The 18,241-nt window shown below is 41.8% G+C and carries 15 protein-coding genes; 7 read left to right on the forward strand and 8 right to left on the reverse strand.

Features of this window, described 5'->3' with window-relative positions:
• Positions 1-27: 27 nt before the first annotated feature.
• From MSMAS_RS08430 to MSMAS_RS08455, 5 genes are all read right to left on the reverse strand, one after another.
• On the reverse strand, positions 28-1,311 hold the full coding sequence (locus MSMAS_RS08430) for a COG1361 S-layer family protein (RefSeq protein ID WP_230633361.1): 1,284 nt from the start codon (positions 1,309-1,311) through the stop codon (positions 28-30).
• Between the two features lie 122 nt (positions 1,312-1,433).
• Positions 1,434-2,354, reverse strand: a complete 921-nt coding sequence (locus tag MSMAS_RS08435; protein ID WP_048040422.1) for an ABC transporter ATP-binding protein — start codon at positions 2,352-2,354, stop codon at positions 1,434-1,436.
• Positions 2,355-3,396: 1,042 nt separating this feature from the next.
• On the reverse strand, positions 3,397-4,593 hold the full coding sequence (locus MSMAS_RS08445; RefSeq protein WP_011034992.1) for a helix-turn-helix transcriptional regulator: 1,197 nt from the start codon (positions 4,591-4,593) through the stop codon (positions 3,397-3,399).
• A gap of 93 nt (positions 4,594-4,686) precedes the next feature.
• A complete protein-coding gene (locus MSMAS_RS08450) occupies positions 4,687-5,787 on the reverse strand; it encodes a hypothetical protein (RefSeq protein ID WP_015413046.1) in 1,101 nt (366 codons plus the stop codon).
• A 382-nt stretch (positions 5,788-6,169) separates the two neighbouring features.
• The gene (locus tag MSMAS_RS08455) at positions 6,170-6,586 is read right to left on the reverse strand and encodes an ArsR/SmtB family transcription factor (RefSeq protein WP_048046439.1); all 417 of its coding nucleotides are present in this window, start codon (positions 6,584-6,586) and stop codon (positions 6,170-6,172) included.
• 937 nt (positions 6,587-7,523) lie between these two features.
• On the opposite strand from MSMAS_RS08455, the gene MSMAS_RS08460 reads away from it, so the two are divergent.
• Positions 7,524-8,483, forward strand: coding sequence for a hypothetical protein (locus MSMAS_RS08460; protein ID WP_011034989.1), 960 nt, complete (start codon positions 7,524-7,526; stop codon positions 8,481-8,483).
• Positions 8,434-8,622 (forward strand): hypothetical protein, encoded by a 189-nt coding sequence (locus tag MSMAS_RS08465; protein ID WP_015413044.1) that lies wholly within the window; start codon positions 8,434-8,436, stop codon positions 8,620-8,622. Before MSMAS_RS08460 ends, MSMAS_RS08465 begins: the two co-directional genes overlap by 50 nt.
• Before the next feature lie 24 nt (positions 8,623-8,646).
• On the opposite strand, the gene MSMAS_RS08470 is transcribed toward MSMAS_RS08465, so the two are convergent.
• Together MSMAS_RS08470 and MSMAS_RS08475 are read right to left on the reverse strand one after the other, a co-directional pair.
• Complete coding sequence (locus MSMAS_RS08470) at positions 8,647-10,020, reverse strand: HEAT repeat domain-containing protein (RefSeq protein WP_048046441.1); 1,374 nt, start codon at positions 10,018-10,020, stop codon at positions 8,647-8,649.
• A 424-nt stretch (positions 10,021-10,444) separates the two neighbouring features.
• Complete coding sequence (locus tag MSMAS_RS08475; protein WP_011034987.1) at positions 10,445-11,143, reverse strand: hypothetical protein; 699 nt, start codon at positions 11,141-11,143, stop codon at positions 10,445-10,447.
• Between the two features lie 207 nt (positions 11,144-11,350).
• Here MSMAS_RS08475 and MSMAS_RS08480 point away from each other — a divergent pair, with 207 nt between their 5' ends.
• The 3 genes from MSMAS_RS08480 (at position 11,351) to MSMAS_RS18810 (ending at position 14,604) form a co-directional block, all read left to right on the forward strand.
• Complete coding sequence (locus MSMAS_RS08480; RefSeq protein WP_015413042.1) at positions 11,351-12,103, forward strand: carbonic anhydrase; 753 nt, start codon at positions 11,351-11,353, stop codon at positions 12,101-12,103.
• 793 nt (positions 12,104-12,896) lie between these two features.
• A complete protein-coding gene (locus MSMAS_RS08490; RefSeq protein ID WP_015413041.1) occupies positions 12,897-14,255 on the forward strand; it encodes a TolB family protein in 1,359 nt (452 codons plus the stop codon).
• Positions 14,256-14,436: 181 nt separating this feature from the next.
• Positions 14,437-14,604 carry a hypothetical protein gene (locus MSMAS_RS18810; protein WP_015413039.1) on the forward strand — a complete coding sequence of 56 codons (168 nt, stop codon included), beginning with the start codon at positions 14,437-14,439 and terminating at the stop codon, positions 14,602-14,604.
• A 234-nt stretch (positions 14,605-14,838) separates the two neighbouring features.
• On the opposite strand, the gene pncB is transcribed toward MSMAS_RS18810, so the two are convergent.
• Positions 14,839-16,059 (reverse strand): nicotinate phosphoribosyltransferase, encoded by a 1,221-nt coding sequence (gene pncB / locus MSMAS_RS08495; RefSeq protein WP_011034984.1) that lies wholly within the window; start codon positions 16,057-16,059, stop codon positions 14,839-14,841.
• 252 nt (positions 16,060-16,311) lie between these two features.
• Between pncB and MSMAS_RS08500 the strand changes: the two genes are divergently transcribed.
• On the forward strand, positions 16,312-17,496 hold the full coding sequence (locus tag MSMAS_RS08500) for a trans-sulfuration enzyme family protein (RefSeq protein ID WP_011034983.1): 1,185 nt from the start codon (positions 16,312-16,314) through the stop codon (positions 17,494-17,496).
• A gap of 145 nt (positions 17,497-17,641) precedes the next feature.
• Positions 17,642-18,157: a type 1 glutamine amidotransferase domain-containing protein gene (locus tag MSMAS_RS08505; RefSeq protein WP_048037379.1), complete on the forward strand. Its 516-nt coding sequence runs from the start codon at positions 17,642-17,644 to the stop codon at positions 18,155-18,157.
• Positions 18,158-18,241: the final 84 nt, after the last annotated feature.

Below are 18,241 nucleotides of genomic sequence, written 5' to 3' on the forward strand. Positions count from 1 at the left end.
ATCCTTCTGCAATATACAGGCTTATTTTCAGTCTCTGAGTGTTTTAATGTCAGTTTTCTGCTCTCCAGGATTCTTATTCCCAGATTTTTTATTTTTCATCAACTGTATCTTTTCCTGTATTTTCCTGCGGTACACAAGTGCCCCACCCGCGAGCAATATCACTGCAATATAAGGCAGATAAGAGCTTATTCCTCCGCGTTTGCCCGGTCCTTCTGTCTGTGCAGGCATGCTTCCTCCGGAAAGCTCGAGTTCTACTTCCTTATCCACGGTTATTCTTTCCCCTTTTGCATCCGTATATTCAATCTGGACTTTCAGAGGTTTGTTTTCCACGGAAGCAGCAGTTAAATTTTCTTCTTCCACGCCTGCTTTTGCCGTCCCGGGTATTCGTGAACCGCCTTCCTGAGACGCCTCTGCACCCTGTGTGCTCAAAACGTCAAAGGAAGCTATTGTGTAGTCTCCTTTCTCAAGGTTTCCTACAATTGTTGAGGAACTTCCCGATACTTTGTAATTTTCCTGTTTCGGAACAGATACTTTCACCGAATACGCTATATTGTTGCCTACATTTGCAACCGAAAGCGAGACTTCCCCCTCATCACTTTCAGAAAAGGACACATCAAAGTCGGTTTCTCCGCCTACGAAAACTCCTGCTGTGGTGTTGATAGTATTTTCATTTGATTCATAGTCTTCAAGAACCATATTTATGTCAAGTGTGTAAAGGCCCGGCTCTGCGTTCACATCCGCCATTACTGCGTAAACAATTTTTACGGACTCTCCAGCATCCAGGTATTTAATGTATTTTGTATTATCCGAATACACCGGCAGGACCACCCCTTCAGGGTCTTTCCAGGAAATTACCATGTTCTTCAGAGGCGAAGTTCCGGTGTTTGTTACTATAAATTCGAGTGTTTCTTCTTTTGCAATGTCAATATTTGCCTTGTCTATTGTCACAATCTGGGCGTATTCTTTTCCCCTTACCTCGAGAGTTATGGTTTTTCTAGTGGTGTACGTGGTTGATGAAGACCCTGACCCGCTTTTGTAAGTGGTGACGATGTCGATATCATAAGTACCTGCAGATGCGCCGGCATCTGTCATCAGTTTGAACTTGAGGACTCCTCCCTCATTGTCGTCCTGTCTTGCATTCAGATAGGAAATGCTCTTTTCAAGGGACTGCCCGGAAATTCCTGTGAAAGGATATTCAGGGTTTACTTTGACAGTAATATCTTTCAGGTCTTTTGTACCAACGTTCTGCACGCTGACAGTAAGTTCAACAGTTTCTCCGGGGCGCGCAGTGTCAGGGTTCTGTTTTGTCATGTTAACCTCCAGGGATGAAGAATTTATATTTCCGTTTGATGCCCCTAGAGCTGTTCCAGCCCCCAGGCATATGAATATTGAAAATAACAATAAGATTGCCAGTAAAGAGAATTTCCTCATTTTTATTCCTCCGTTCCGTTTTTCCTGCGCTCCTCGATTTTTTCTATTTCCCCGTCCCTGATGTACACTACCCGTGTTGCATATTTTACCAGGTCAAGGTCATGGGTTACTATAATGATTGTTTTCCCTTCTCTTTCGTGCAGCCCGTCCAGAAATTTCAGGATGTAATCTCCTGTTTTGGTATCCAGGTTTCCTGTAGGCTCATCTGCCAGGATTATAGGCGGATTTACAGCAAGGGATCGTGCTATTGCAACCCTCTGCCTCTGCCCACCCGATAGCTGAGAAGGCAGGTTCTTTTTCTTGTTTGAAAGCCCGACAATATCAAGAAGGTATGATGCTTTTTTTCGGGCTGCCTCCCGGTTCTCTTCCTGAAATTCCAGAGGCAGGAGTACATTTTCTTCCGTGCTGAGTGTGGGAATCAGGTTAAAACTCTGGAAAATGAAGCCTATCATCTGCCCGCGGATTCTTGCAAGCTCGGATTCATCAAGTTCTGAGATATCTTCTGAGTTAAGGTACACCGTACCTTCTGATGGTATGTCCAGGCAGCCCAGCAAATTCATAAGTGTACTTTTACCGCTCCCGCTAGGTCCCAGAACAACCAGGAATTCCCCTTCGTAAATCTCCAGGTCTATTCCTTTAAGGGCTGCAAACTCGACCTCTCCCATCTGGTAGATTTTCCAGACGTTGGTCAGTTTAATTAGAGGTTCTCTTTCATCCCGGGTGATTCTGCTTATCCCCGGGCTTTTAACATAGCTGCCTGAAAAACTAACATAAGGGTTATTTTCCAGGTACGCCCCTGAATCTTTCTCACCTGACCCGCTGTCTGATTCACCGTTAAAACTCGCCGCTTTTTCCAGTGAATCCATTATTTTTGAGGAATTAAACCTGGTTTTAAATGTTTCTATTATTTCAGTAAGTGTCATGGATACCTCTAAAATCCCAGCCTTATTCAGGCTCAATTTTCAGGCTGAACTGAGTCTTTTCAGAGTTGTTTGAGTTTGATTTTTCTTTTTACCTGTCTTGTGTTTATCATTTTCACTACCTTTTCCATTACTCACTACTTTTCCCACTCTTTTTCTCAGTACTTTTCTCACTCTTTTTCTCAGTACTTTTCTCACTCTTTTTCAATATTTTTATCAGGCCGGCCATATCTATCTGGACCTCATAATATGACCCTAATAATATGACCCTCATAATATGACCCGATCAGACTGTGTGCGGTCTGATGACTATTCGAGGAGTTAATGAGGCACCTGCAAGATGCATGGCGCCTCATCTTCTGGGGTGTAGTTTTTCTTTTTGACTGCCCTCTTCTCTTTTTTAGAACAGGCGGCACCTGAATGTTTTGAAGGGTTTCCAGTTTCTGGTGGCGAGGTGTTTTTTTCAGGTGCCAGTTCCCGTTTGCTCCTTTCTGACTGAAACACCTTTCAGAAAGGTGTTTTATCAGCTGACTGCTCAGGAGGGCGTGAGGCAGTCAACCCATCATAAGCATTTAAAAATAAAAGCATACTTAACTCAAAAAAGGAGATATGTGCTATGAATTTCGCAATGAACCTTTTTTCTGGATATTTTCAGCAATCTATTCTTTAATTAGCCTCTAATCAGCAATTGTACTCTCGATAAAGTATTATTTTTGTAGTACTCAATCATAATCTCAGAAAGGCTTTCTATACAAGCTGTTTTTGAAAAATGAGATATGAGGTTCCTGTATTCTATCACATGCGGTTCTATCGCTAAACTGAGTTACTAAACTGAGAGTTTAAGAATCGTTGGGTATAGATTGATCTGAACTCAACAGGACTGAAGGAAAGTAAATTCAGGTGTCTTTGTCCCCTCAGGTGTCTTTGTCCCATCTTGACCCATGCAAAGTCGTTCTCTATATGGGTCATTTATGAAAAAAATGAAAAAAATTAGAATTTCGGGATAATAAATCCAGAGGGCAGGAGAAATTAAATTCAGGAGACTTTATCTTTTCTCATCCCTCAGGATTATAACATTTCCGCGTCCCCGCTTAAATTTCTCTATCAGCTCTCTTCTTTCGAGGTCTGCAAGCATGAGGCTGACCTTTCCTTCGGAATACTTGAGTTTGCTGCGGAGGTCTTTTTGCGTAATTCTACCTCCTTGGCCCCTGATTATATCCATTATTTCCTGAAGGTCTGCCGGGAGAGGGAGATTCTTTCTGATAACGGGTTTTTCTTTCTCAGGCGGCTTTGACGGCTCGGGTTCAGCCTCAGGCTCATTTTTTTTAACAGAGGTTTCCTTTTCATCTTCAGAGCCCTGCTCTAAAGATGTCGGTTTTATTTCAGGTCTAAACTCCTCGTCTTTTCTATCCAGCTGTTTTTCTTTTTCCTCAAATTCAAGCTTCAGTTCTTCTGAGTACCGGGTTTCTACGGGTTCAGGAAGTTCAGGTTCGGATTTCTGCTCAATACTTTCCTCAGGGGTTTTTGCTGAAAATTCGGCTGTGCTTGCGGGCGTGAAGGCTTTTTCCATTTCATATTCTGCTTTTTCTTCCCAAAGCCCGCCTTTATCCGGTTTACCTGCTTCAGGCTGACGTTTTTTCAGTCCTCTGTCTTCATGCCTGTTTTTCTCTGCATTTTTATGTTTCTGGAGAGTATAACCGCCAGCCAGGAGGAGAAACAATAAAAGGGCTGCAGGGAAATAATAAACCGATGGGTTGGCAAATGCTCCATTCTTTTTATCGGTTTCAGATGTGCTTGCATTAACGGGGTTTGAGTCATTTACATCGGAATTGTTTGCAGCATCTGACTTATTACTGACCGCTTGTATGCCGGAACTTTTCGCATCCCCGGTATCGATTAATTCTTCTGAATAAACGGGAAGGAGAAAAAGGTCAATTACATAGCTTCCTCCCTTCTTAACTTCAATAGACTTCTCGGCTGAATTAACAAGGGTGCTGTTTTCATAATAACTGGCTGTAATCAGATAATTTCCGGGCTCCAGTTCAAAAGAATAAATACCGTACTTCGCCATCATGGACTGGGACGGTGTGGAGTTTACCTCAACTATAGCATTTTCCAGAGGCTCGAAGGTATCCCAGCTATATACCACTCCACGAATTGTGGCTGTGTTGCTTTCTGCCAGGACAGGTACCGCAAGAAGTGCTACAGCAGCAATAAAGATAATAAATACTTTCAGATTCATTTTTATCAGGAAACCCGGATGCGGTTTGAATTTTTTATCTTTTTAATTATACTTCTATACTTGCCCTACTTTATGGACTCTCTTTTAATAAAGTTAATTCTTCTCAGTAAAACCGGCTCTCACCATTAATTTTTCTCTTATCCCGGTTTCCGGATCGTGTACACCTATCGGGGGGACTCTGCTCTCCGTTTTTCCTGGTCTTCCCGGAGCTATTTCTTTAAGAAATGAGTCCAGCGCCCATTGTCCTTCTCTCTTCATACCATCGGCATTTTCAACGCTATAGGTTCCGTTTCCAAAGAAAGACGCATATCCTTCGCCATCTGCCTCTACAGTGATGTTTTCTCCATTCAGCAAAAGTGTTTTGTGCCTGCCGGAAACCTCCATGTCAGCGGATTGTATATGGTAAATGAATATGTTTTCCGGGCCGCTTTCTTTAATTTCAAGTACGTAATCCCCTTCAATAATTATTATGGAATCAGGGGACATTACTGCAATTTCACCTTCTTCCAGGTGCAGTTTGATATCAAAACCGCCCATAAGGGTGACTCTTCCCTCACCAGTTGCACTGAGCCGGTCTGTTTCGTTCAATTCTTCATTTCCGGGCATCAGGAGCTTGAATTCTTCAAATATGTCTTTAAGAACCATGCTTGCCTGGATCATCCTCTTCTGCGACTGGATCAGATACTCCTTTTCTGAGCTTTCGACCTGAGATCCGTCTTCTGAGACCTCATTTTTTCCGGCAGTGCCTTCGTCTTTTCCTGATGAGGATACCGCAAGTTCCAGGTAATATTTTGCCTCTTCTACAAGACCATTGTATTCTTCGAGAAGAGACTCAAGCCTGTTCACGTCTTTTCCCTGGTCTCTCAGGTACTGAACACCCGGCTCAAGTTTTGCAGATATAGCTTCTGCCTTTACGATGTTCCTGGCAAGCATGAATGCTGCATCCTGCATAGAGCGGGATGAGTCCTTAATTTCAGGCATACCCGGAGGATGGTCCTGATAACCTATTCCTGGTATCACGTCGCCTTTAAGGAGTCCGGCGTAAGGATAAAAAATGCTCCTGTAAAGGTCTCCGTGATATTTGTAATTAACAGGCTCTGCCTGTGACGAATCAGCACAACCTGAACTTACAATGACTCCTGTAAGTATAATAACCAATGGCAGGAGTTTAAGGGACAAAAATTTAATTTTCATACCGGTCTACGCTTCTGTTAAATAGTCACTGGGCTCTACATTGATTTATTGTTTTTATATGTTATATCAGGTTTGAGTCCGAAAATTTTCCTGACAAACCCCGGGAATATGTTATAATCTACTATAATCTGTGAATCTATTATGGTTTGATATTGATATAATCTGATATCAGTATAATTTGATATTGATATGATCTGATATCAGTATGATCTGATATTGATATGATCTGATATCAGTATAATTTGATATCAGTATGATTTGATAACCAATTATGATCTGTGAATCAATTATGATCTGATAATCTATTATGATCTATGAATTTATTGTGATTTGATAATCAATTATGATGTAAATACATTAATCAGGTCTAATCCGCATCTTTTCATATTCCATGCTCACAACATAGTCCCGAAATCTCTGAGGTATCCTTCTTTTCCGGACTTTTCAGATTGTAATGCCGGAGCAATGTTAATATGAGGGACATATCCGAATTCTTTTTTCCGGACAGCAGGATTATTGTTTTTCCTACTGTCTCATATACCTTTATTTCTCTTCCTTTCCTGCTCCACTTTACCTGCCTCACCCTTATGAGTTCGATTTCGAGAAGAGAATCAAGGTTGTATTTGAGGGTGTTCAGGCGCACTCCAAGCTCGTCTGCAATATCACTTGCAGACATCGACTTTCTGTCAAGTAATTTGAGAATCCTGATCGAAATCTCATTAGAAAGGATCCTGGAAATTTTTCGGGAGTCTTCGGAAAGTTGCAGGATCAACAGTTTTTCCTCTGGTTTTTCAGGCATTTTCTATCTCTGGTACGTCTGAATAATAAATAGACTGCGACATTTCAGGTTTTATTTCTAACAATTATTTTAAAGTCAGAAGCATCCTGAGCCGTCAATTTGCAGGTATGGACAACATGGTTTCGATCATTTTTTTCAGCCTGGCATTTCATAACCACAGGGTATTGAATTGTCGGCGTTAAAACATATTTGGGGTTTATCAGGCGAGAGTGGGCTGAATGACGGATCACCAGGATGTTCCTGACTCAGATTCTGTATCTGTATATAAAGATAAAAGCATACTTACTCTCCTGTTATCCGTTAACTTTCAAAATTACCCTTTAAAAGAGATTATTTTCATGTTTAACGCTTTATGATCCTTAAGTATAGGATTTTGGAAGTTTAAAATCCCGAAAATTTTTGGAACTGGCAGATCTGTCAGCAATATTAGATTCCTGTCCTAAACTATCCCCGGTTTGAGGAGTAGGTCATGGTCATTTCTTTCAGGACAGGTTGAGGGCTTCAACATGCAAAATCCTGTAAGAAATAGTGCAGGGAAAGAGTCAAAATCATTAATTGCAGTGCTGATCTATTGCAGTGCTGATCTGTCAGTTTTTTTGTTACTTAAAAACTCAGAGTAAAATTATCATTCTGTCAGAGAGCATGTTTTCGGTTTGTTCAGGAACCGGCATACTATCAAAAACTATAATATATTTTTAATTATGAAATATTGCCTATTTGGCTTCTGATTAGTATTAAATCAGATATATTTGCTTAAATTTACTAAAAATGCTTAAAAAAAGCTTATTTTCTAAATTTAATCTTATATATTTCCTTATTCCTGAAAGTAAGCTTATATTTAAGCCAGTTTATTACAGAAATGTCAGGCGGTGAAAACTTGCCTGGATTAAACAGAACAAAGTAAGATTAAATGAGTAATTTATGGAGACGTTATACTATGAAAAAACAAGCAGTAAAATCAGTTGCCGGTTTTGCGGTAGTGCTGATGGTCTTAAGCATTATTCCTTCTGGTGCTATTGCTTCGGAAAATGCTACCTATGCAGATCAAATAAACTCTGCAAATGGTAAGGGGTCTGGAAAAATGATGTCAGGAGGTATGAGGCACTGGGCAGAAGGACCTGATGGAATGCGTGGTATGGGCTTTTGTCCTGCTGAAAACATAACAGAAGAAAACTTCACAGAGGTTCAGACTGAAGTGCTTAATTCAATCACCGAAAAGATTGCTGAACTTCAAAGCCTGTATAACAATGTAAGCGAGACTTCAACCGCAGAAGAATTGCAGGAGGTTTTACTTGCAGAAAGGCAGGCAAATGCTGAAGGTGCAGGTCCGTGTGGAAAAAATGGATTTCCAGATAAAATGTGCGGACCCTGCCTCTTTAGAGTTGAGGACTTAACAGATGAAAACTTTACTGAAGTACAGACAGAAATAGTTGATACCCTCGGCAATATGACCGATATGCTTAACGTGCAGCTTGAAAAGTCAAGCGATGAAAACATGACTGAAATGCTTAAAGGACAGATATCCGAGTTTCAAGACCTGTCCGCCAGCGTAAGTGGAGCTTCCAGTGCTTCTGAACTGCAGGATGTCGTGTTAACTTATATGAAAGCTCAAGCGGTTGACTCAATTGAAAAAGAAATTGAACACCTTGAAACCGGAGTAAGCGAGAATGAGAACTCAGGCGAAGATACGGCCGGGGAAGTTACAAAACTCAACGACAAAATTAAAGAACTTACCGCTCTTAAAGAAGATGTCAACGCAGCTGAGTCCTTTGATGAGTTTAGAGAACTAATGTCCTCTGAAATGAAATATGGTAAAGGCCCTGTGAGGGGAGGAAGAGGACAGATGCATGAAGAAAGGGGTTCTGAGATGCAGGGCAGCCGCAGAAATATGTCCTGAAAATCCTGTTCAGATGATCTCTTTCTCAGGGAAATATCATTCAGGGATAAGCCTGAAAAAATGCTTGAAACAGATTTTGCCCGGAATTGATCCGGAGATAGATCTGCTGCTGGACGAGACGGATTTGCCTTTCAGGTAACTTTATTCCGAATGTTTGATAATTTCATTCCGAAATATTGAAGCCCGAAATTTCAATATTTTTTGCTTTTTCCAGCGGGAGACCGGATTTTTTAATTTTTTCGAGAGATTTTGCTGCAGCTTTTCTTACCATAGCATCAGGGTTATTAAGTGCACGTGAAAGACCCGCAACTGCTTCCGGAGTGCCTATTTTTTCAAGTGAAAATATTACGGATTTATGTATCAGCGAATCAGGGTCTTCAAGAATTCTGAGAAACTCAGGAACGGCTTCTCTCGCCTTCATGTCTCCAAGTGATGTGGCAGCAGCTTCCTGCACAGTATTTTTGGGATCATGCAGGGCTCTCAGGAGCCCAGGGACAGCTTCCACTTTTCCTGTTTTTCCAAGCCCCAGAGTTGCAGCTTCACGGATCGAGTTGTCAGGGTCGTCAAGGGCTTTGACAAGTCCTTCGATTGTTTCAGGACTTCCTATTTTTCCAAGTGCACTCACTATCAATTTTCTTACAGGTGCATCGTGCAGATCAAGGGCTTTTACAAGACCAAGAGCTGCTTCAGGAGAAGCGATGTCCGCAAGTACATCTGCAGCCCGGCTTCTCAAATACCAGTCATCGTCATCAAGCTCCTTCAATAGAGCAGAAACAGCTTCTGAATTACCCGCTTTCCCGAGGGCTTCTATCGAAGCCTTCCTCACCTTCCTATCAGAAGCTCCCAGTGCCTTCACAAGAACTGGTACCGATTCCGATCCTCCTATTATTTTGCAAAGCGCTTCCGATGCTGCTTCCTGTACTGGCTGTCTCGAGTCCTTAAGAAGTTCCATTAATTCTTCAAGGACATCAGAAATACCTCTCTTCCCAAGAGTTTCCACAGCCTGCTGTCTGACCCTGTTATCCGGGTCTTCAAGGGCTTTTACAAGCCCGCAGGCTGCTTCATAGGTATTTATTTTTCCAAGTGCTGTTATAGAAATTCTTTTCAGGGGGCTGTCCGGGCAGGTAAAAGTTGCGGTAAGCCCTGAAACTGCTTCTGGAGACCCTATTCTCATCAATGCTTTTACCGATTCTTTACGTATCAGTTTATCAGGATCCCTGAAACCTTTCACGATCCCTGAAACCGCTTCCTGGGTCCCTATTTTTCCAAGGGCGATTATTGCAGCTTTTTTGACATAACTTTCAGGGTAGTCAAGCATTTTCATCAGGCCGGGCACTGCATCAGGGTCATTGATTTCCCCGAGGGCTTCCGAAGCAGCAGCTTTCACCTTCGAACTGGAATCTTCAAGCGCTTTAAGCAGAACAGGTACAGCGTCAAAGTCCCCTATTTCCCCAAGTTCTTTTGCAGCAGCTGCCCTGTTCCCTGCAAAAACAGAGCGTTCCACTTTCTTTATCAGGTTCCTGGTATTTTCATCCATCTCTTTCCATCCCCCAATTAATTTAACAGTTCATTAGAAATATCTTAAACTTTGTATCCTGTATAAAACTTCATACGATTTTTTAAGCATAAGAACATGCTCATATGTTAAAAATTTAGTATATGAAAACCCTCAAAACATATTTTTTAAGAGCACATTTTTCCCGCTTATACCAGCTAAGAATAAGGCTTCAGTGAATTGAAGCCGTAATTTTTAAGATTCGATCTTAAATAAATAGTATAATGTCCCCTGTTTGACCCTGTAACTAAATTTTTCTCTGACATTTTCTATTTTTTAATATTATTACTTTCAAAGATATAAGAACTTTTAGTTTATCAACTCTGAATATTTAAAAAATAAACTCTGGATATTTAAAAAATAAGTAGACTTTTAAGTTAAACTTCAACAAAAGCAACTGAAATAATCAATAAAAAGAAACAGTAGACGAAGGGAAATAATAGTAGGCTCCGACCAGAATAAATAAACTAACAGCAGGCACCGTAATATTATCATCTATGTTTTCTATTCTTTCTACAAATGAGCATAAAATTCCCGCAATAATTCCTGCAATCCCCATCTGTGCACCAATAATTATGCAAAGCATTAACATGCCTGCAGTTCCTTCCCAGGCTTTAGTCCTTTTATTGTATTTCAGGTTTCTGATTATTCCGGTAATCCCGTCGCCAAATGCCATAAAAAGCACAGGGATTACACCAAGCCAGAAGCTCTTATCAATGTACCAGGTGAGAAATATTATCAGCCCCCAGCTTAACGTGAAATCCACATCATATATGTTTTCCGGGTCCTGAAACCAGTACATGCGCCTGTTGAGTTTATGCGGCACATATGTTGCAAAAGCAAGCCCCAGAGCCATCAGTGCTGGCAGTATGGGTTCGCGAGCGAAGAATGGAAGAAGCAGTGCCGTTAAACCGCCTGCTAGAAAATGTATTGTCTTTCTGGAAAAATACATTGAAGAACTGGTTGACCTTCCTTTTTTTAAAGAAAACTCATATACTTTTTTTGAAATAACGAAGAGAACAAATAAATTCCAGACTGCAAGCACTACAAATACAGGAAGGTCAGCATATACGGACTCTATGGGAACCTGAAGTACAGCCTGCATGAAACTCTGTATATCTTTAAATTATAAGGATTTTTGGATTTAATCAGGTTCCCGGCTTACCATGTCTACTGACCTGTTATTTTGAGGTCCTATCAATGCCTGTCTTCATATCAAAATAAATTCACTTTTATTTTTTTATCTTTTTTCAAATAAAAATAGAAATGCCTATATATTTTACAATCTTCACACTGTGACTGGAGGACTCTTATGAAATTTAACAGGGTTTTTATGGCCCTTCTTCTGTCCCTGGCAATTACCCTTGCAGGAAGCGGGTGTGTTTCCCAGGGTGAAGGAGCAGAAGAAGGAGAAAATATTGAAGCAGAGGAAGTCGAGGCTAATGTTGAGGAATCTAACATCCGGGCGAATCCTGTGACCCCCTGGAATCCGGAACCTACCGAACCGGTTATTGATCCAACCGCTTACATACATCCCCAGGCGTCAGTTATAGGGGATGTGACGATAGGCGCCAGTGTAATGGTGTCTCCAATGGCTTCTGTCCGGAGCGATGAAGGCATGCCGATATTTGTAGGAGATGAATGCAATATCCAGGACGGTGTTATACTCCATGCACTTGAGACCGTTAATGAGGAAGGCGAACCCGTAGAGGAAAACCAGGTTGAAGTAGACGGCAAAAAGTATGCTGTTTATATAGGAGAAAGAGTTTCCCTTGCCCACCAGGCTCAGGTTCACGGCCCTTCCCTTGTCGGAAATGACACATTCATTGGAATGCAGACTTTCGTTTTCAAAGCTAAAATAGGAAATAACTGTGTGCTTGAACCGACATCTGCAGCGATCGGTGTAACTGTCCCTGATGGAAGGTACATCCCGGCAGGCACTGTAGTAACCTCTCAGGATGAAGCCGATAAACTGCCCGAAGTTACGGATGATTATGCATACAAGCACACAAATGAAGCTGTGGTGTATGTAAATACCAACCTTGCTGAAGGGTACAACGCATAATAACATTGCTGAAGTAAAAGAATATCGGGTAGATTGATCTGAAAATCATAGATTACCGGAAAGATACGAAAGATCAATCCTGCAGATGAAACTCTCTTAACCGAAAAAACCTTTAATAAATACTTTCTTCTGCCCGAAACTGCCTGAATTGATCTGTTATCGGGCAGTCTTATTTTTTCCCACCCTATTCTCGTCTCGCCCGAATTGCGCATCGGGAGGACGGTGTCCTTTTCTCCCCGAATTGCGCATCGGGAGGACGGTGTCCTTTTCTCCCCGAATTGCGCATCGGGAACAAGCGGTCCTTTTCACTCGCTTTGCTTGCTCAAGAGGACTGAAGGACTGATTTAGAAGAGGAAGGGTGAACTTCATAAGAACGGAGATAAAGCTTTTATACTTGACCAGAGAAAACATATTCACTTTAGCTATTTGTTCTTTTCCTGCTCGATAAAGGGAACGGCGTTTTCCACAAATAAGAACTGACATACGTAGATACCAAGTTAAGTCTGTTTTAATGTCTGATATTTGTTTGACTTTTTTGTTTTGCGTTCAGACAATTTTTTGTGTTCTCTAACAGTAATCAATATTTATTAATGATGTACTTGAGATGGGGGAGGGATTCTGGTTTTACGAAGCATTTTCGGTAAGATTGCCATTAATTTGAGAAATTAAATTTATGCTCCCTTATTTCCTAATTTCAGTTTACGATGTATAATATGGACTAGAATTTCTATACTATATATGATTGAGAAATTATATTTGTAATATTAATTTTTTAAGTTCACGGTGAGGACTCATGAGAAAAATGCTCAAAGATTTATTTTTGTTGATATCCGTTTTAATTATTATCCTGCCCGTAGGAGCAGTTCCTGATGAACTGTCCGGGTTCGGCAATCTTACAGAAGGACCCGGATTGAACAGGATAGAAAATGCTTCAAGAAACTACTTTGATTCCGATTCCGGTCTTATATGCATTGCTGCAGGAAAGATCTCGAATAATGAAGAGGTTGTTTCTGCAGATGATTTTGTAGAAGATGTTACTTTTCTAACTGATAGTCCCGAAAAGGAGCTGTCTCCTGTATGGTCAGCAGACGGTGAATATATCTTTTATACTGTTGAAGGAAACGGATCAAATGATTTTAAATCATACAGGATGAAAGCAAACGGTAGTGAAATAAAGCGGACAGGCATCGGTGAAGGTAACCTTACCGGTTTCAGTGATTTGAGCCTTGATGGAAGAGACCTAGTTATCATAAAATCAATGGGTTCTCAACTTGATCTTTATCTGGCAAATCTGGAAAACGGAACTGTAACTCCTGTTGCCAGCGACTCTCAGATCTCCGAAGGCTGGGGCTCATGGTGCCGCTTTGGAAAAAAGATTACATATACTCAGGAATCTGCAGGTATGCCGCCCCAGTTATGGATAATCGATAGGGACGGAAACAACAGAGCCAGACTTGGAACATCGGAAAACGTGGGGACTGGAAAGGACTGGTGCCCTCTTGGACTGAGAGTTATATACAGCTCAAAGGATTCGCAGGGCAAATATGACCTGTGGGTAATAGATTACCACGGCACAAACCAGACTCAGTTAACAAATACATCATACAACGAATGGAACCCGTCTTTCAGTCCTAATGGAAAATGGATAGCATATGTTTCAGATGAAGGAGGAAGCCCTGATATATGGCTCAGGGACATAGAAGGAAACTACAGGTCCAGGCTTACAAACAATACTGGAAGATATGATTCCATCCCAAGATGGAGTCCTGAAGGGTCAAAAATTATGTTTGAAGGGTATAATCCCGGGAACAATTCTATATCTGATATTATCACAGCTGAAACTATAAACTATCCTGACAGCAGTGTTTCAAACATTACCGGTTCAAATCTTGATGGTTCTGTTACTGACGGGAAAAATAGCTCAGAAATTGCTTTAATGAATGGCTCGGATGCTGCTTTAACAAACGGTCTGGACGTTAGTTTAATTAATGAATCTGGCACAGGTTCGGTAGCTAGTTCAGACATCGACCCTCTTGATATTTCCGAAAATAGTCCGGGAGCTACCCCGGATAGGGTTTCGATAAATGATTCGGATGCAGCCAGTACCGATAATTCGGAAATTATCATAATAAAACTCTTTTCTGCATCTTAATTTCTTCTTACCTAAAAATTGTCGGTGTTAAGGTGGATCACTCTGAAGGGCTGTCTCAGAGAGGGAATGTCACAATTTCCATAGCAGTGATATATGGGGAGGGCATGCAAGTGAAGGGTATATCTCAGTTTACTTACCCGGGAAAGAGAGAATTGAAAGAATAGACGGTACAGGCAGCAGTATGATAGTTCATCTGAAGGAGTCCTGTCTGGAGGGAAAAGAAGGAGAAATAATTTCACATTACCCGCCTGTCGAACTTGTGGAATATGAATGGGGTGCAGGAAAGGAAGAAATCCTCAACGTGAATGTAATGCCAGATAACGTACCAAATAATTTGACTGAAAGATAATTTTTTTGTAAGGGCGGGGCGGAAAGATGACCACATGGTAACTTACAGGAAAGACCCTCTGCTCTCGGGAGATGAAGACCAGTGGAGTTTAATGTCTTAAGGTATTCATTGAAGGTGGCTGAAGAGAGTTTCTCTTTTTGCTTTCTTAACTGTCTCTTTTTTCTCCCTTTTTACTTTCTTACTTTTCTTTTTTTCCCTCTTTTTTCTCCCTTTTTCTTCAGTCCTTCTTAAAACTCATTCATCCAGCCCTTTCCTTCCCACAATGTAATTTGCAACCCTCAGAGCATCTCTTTCTCCGGTTTCTTTTTCTGGAGAGTCGCTCAGTTTCACAACAGGAATCCCGTTAATGCTGTGCAGTTTTATCACCATGTTCAGGGGGGGGCTTTCCCGGAAGAATTCGGAATTATTGGTAAGGCTTGTCCCTATACCGAAACTGCAGTTGATTTTACCTTCACAGTATTTCTTGAGTTTAACTGCTGCTTCGGCATTGAGGGCATCGCTGAAAACGATTACTTTTTTCATCGGGTCTATGCCCATTTTCCCGTAATGCTCTATCACCCTGTCAACAAAGGTATAAGGGTCTCCACTGTCGTGCCTGAAGCCGTCATAGATTTTAGACAACTTGAGGTCCATATCCTTGAAGAAAGCTTCAGAACCGAAAGTATCCGTCAGGGCAATTCCAAGATCTCCGTTGTAAACATCAACCCAGTTTTCAAAAGCGAAGCGGTTAGCGTACCTGAGCCCTACCAGGGCGGAAGTGCCCATAATCCATTCGTGCCCTACCGTACCTATGGGCTTTACACCATATTTTTTTGCAAAATAAACATTGCTTGTACCTGTAAGTGTTTTTATCCGCACAAGACTTCTCATTACCTGATCATGGAGTTCAAAACTTCTCCGCCTGCGGGTCCCAAATTCAGAAAACAGGCAGCCATTTTCCTCAAGAACCTTTCCTATTTCCAGGATTTTTTCTCCATAGGCTTCAAGTACGGATTCCAGTGTTGCGGATTCTGGTGTTCCCGGATTTTTCGTGCTGCCGTTCCATTCTTTCTCTATAGTTGTGAAATAGAGTTCGGAAACCGCAGCCATAAGGACAATTTCCCACAGGATCGTGCTGTGCCAGGGGCCTTTTATGCGCATGTCCAGATCGTTTTCCCTGGTAAGGCAGATTTCTACCTCTTCTGGCTTGAACCGGAAATTTTTGAGGTATTCAAGGTACATCGGCTTCAGAAAAGGACATTTTTCGCCAAGCCAGCGGTATTCTTCTTCTGTCAGTCTTAATCCTGAGATCTCTTCATCTATGACCCTTCTGAGTTCTTCCACAAACTCTCTGGAAAAGCGCTGTAATCCCCGGTTAGTAAAACGGTATTCGGCTTCTGCTTTTGGAAATAACTCCAGAACAGCCATCTGCATGGTGAACTTATAAAGATCGTTATCAAGTATGGATTTTATCACGGAAGGCCTTCCTTTAACGTTTTAGGTTGCTTCTGGCGCAACATCCGTAACTTCTTTTTCCCTATTGAAGCTTTTACTTCACGTATATGGCATACTGTATTTTTAAAATTTCTGATGTAACTGCATAACTCAAGTTTTCTTTATTAAGTTACTGATCCTTTAAGTCTTTATCCTGCCCCTGACGCCAAACAAATAATTACCGGAAAAACAGATACTTATCCTGGTATTAATTTAAACAGGAGATTTCGGGATATGGAAAGGAAATTTAAGTTCGCAACCCAATGCGTTCATGCGGGAGAAAAACCGGATCCGGTATTCGGAGCTCATACAACTCCAATATTTCAAACTTCAACTTTCATTTTTGATAGTGTTGAACAGGGAGCTTCAAGATTTGCAGAAGAGGAAGACGGGTATGTCTATACGCGCATTCCCCCGAACACGCCCACACACGCCGTCCTGTCAGAAAAGTTCGCTGCACTCGAAGGAGGGGAAGCAGGGCAGACCTTTGCTTCAGGAATGGCAGCAATCACTGCAGTTGCTCTGACAGCCCTCAAAAAGGGAGACCACCTGGTCTCAACTGATGTGGTCTACGGATGCACCTACAGCCTTTTTTCAGAAATTCTTCCCGGGCTCGGGATAGATGTTACTTTCGTAGACACAACAGATGCGGAAAACGTGAGAAAAGTTCTCAGGCCGGAGACTAAAATGGTTTTTCTGGAAACTCCTGCCAACCCTACCCTGAATGTATGTGATATCAGAATGATTTCCGGGCTTGCAAAAGCACAGGGAGCCATCTGTGTTGTGGATAACACATTTTCCACGCCTTATTTCCAGAAACCTCTTCTTCTTGGGGCAGATATTTCCCTTAGCAGCTGTACAAAATATATAGGCGGGCATGCAGATCTGCTTGGCGGAATCATTGTATGCGACAAAGCTTTTCTAAAAAATCTGGCAAAGGTTGCCGGATATACGGGCGGAACAATGGGCTTGCACGAAGCCTGGCTCTGCATAAGAGGGCTGAAAACCCTCCATATCAGGATGGAAAGACACGCCGAGAACGCGCTGAAGGTTGCTAACTTCCTTGAGTCTCATCCCGCAGTTGAATGGGTAAGATATCCCGGGCTTTCATCCCACCCGCAGCACGAAATCGCAAAAAAACAGATGAGCGGGTACGGAGGGATGCTTTCTTTCGGAGTAAAGGACGGGATTGATGCCGGAAGCAAGCTCATGAACAGCGTCAGGCTCTGTTCTCTCGCAGTAAGCCTCGGGGCAACTGATACCCTGATTCAGCATCCTGCTTCCATGACGCATGCCTGCGTCCCGAAAGAAGTAAGAGGAAAAGTGGGCATTACTGACGGGCTTGTCAGGCTTTCCATAGGAATCGAAGACCCTGAGGACATAATTGCAGACCTCAAACAGGCGCTTGAGAAAATTTGAGCCGTAAATCAGGGGCCTGCTTTACCTGTCTTATTTTCATAATCAGACAAAATATATTTGCCTCTGGACTAATCTTTTGTTTGCACCAGCACGTAATAAGCTCTTAAGGCAAAATCAATAGCATACATGAACCGGGGGGATTTATCTGAAAGCGCTCGTATTCGGAGCTGATGGTTTCGAGGATGTTGAACTTATTTATCCTTACCACCGTTTGAAGGAAGAGGGCATAACCACACACGTGGCTTCAATGAAGAAAGGAAAGATAAAAGGAAAGTACGGGTATGATGTAGAGGTTGATATCGCATTTAAGGATGTGAACCCTGAAGATTACGATATCCTTGTAATATCCGGAGGGAAAGGGCCCGAAAAAATGAGGCTGGATAAAGATGCACTTGAGATCACAAAACACTTCTTTGAAAAGAACAAGCCGGTCGCTGCAATCTGCCACGGCCCGCAGGTCCTGGTCTCGGCAGGCGTAATAAAAGGAAGAAAAGCTACCTGCTGGATAGGGATAAGAGATGATATCATAGCTGCAGGGGCGCTTTATGAAGACAGTGAAGTCGTTATTGATGGGAACTTCGTTTCTTCAAGAAGTCCTGATGACCTTTACGCCTTCGGAAGAGAAATGATAGCTATTTGTAATCATTTGTCTCAAAAATAGTTTTAAATGTTATGAGTGTTTTGGGATGCTTTGAAATATTGTAAAAAGTAAATTTCTTGTGTTCTTAATTAAAAAGAAAAATTC

It is taken from the genome of Methanosarcina mazei S-6, from assembly GCF_000970205.1.
Taxonomy (GTDB): domain Archaea; phylum Halobacteriota; class Methanosarcinia; order Methanosarcinales; family Methanosarcinaceae; genus Methanosarcina; species Methanosarcina mazei.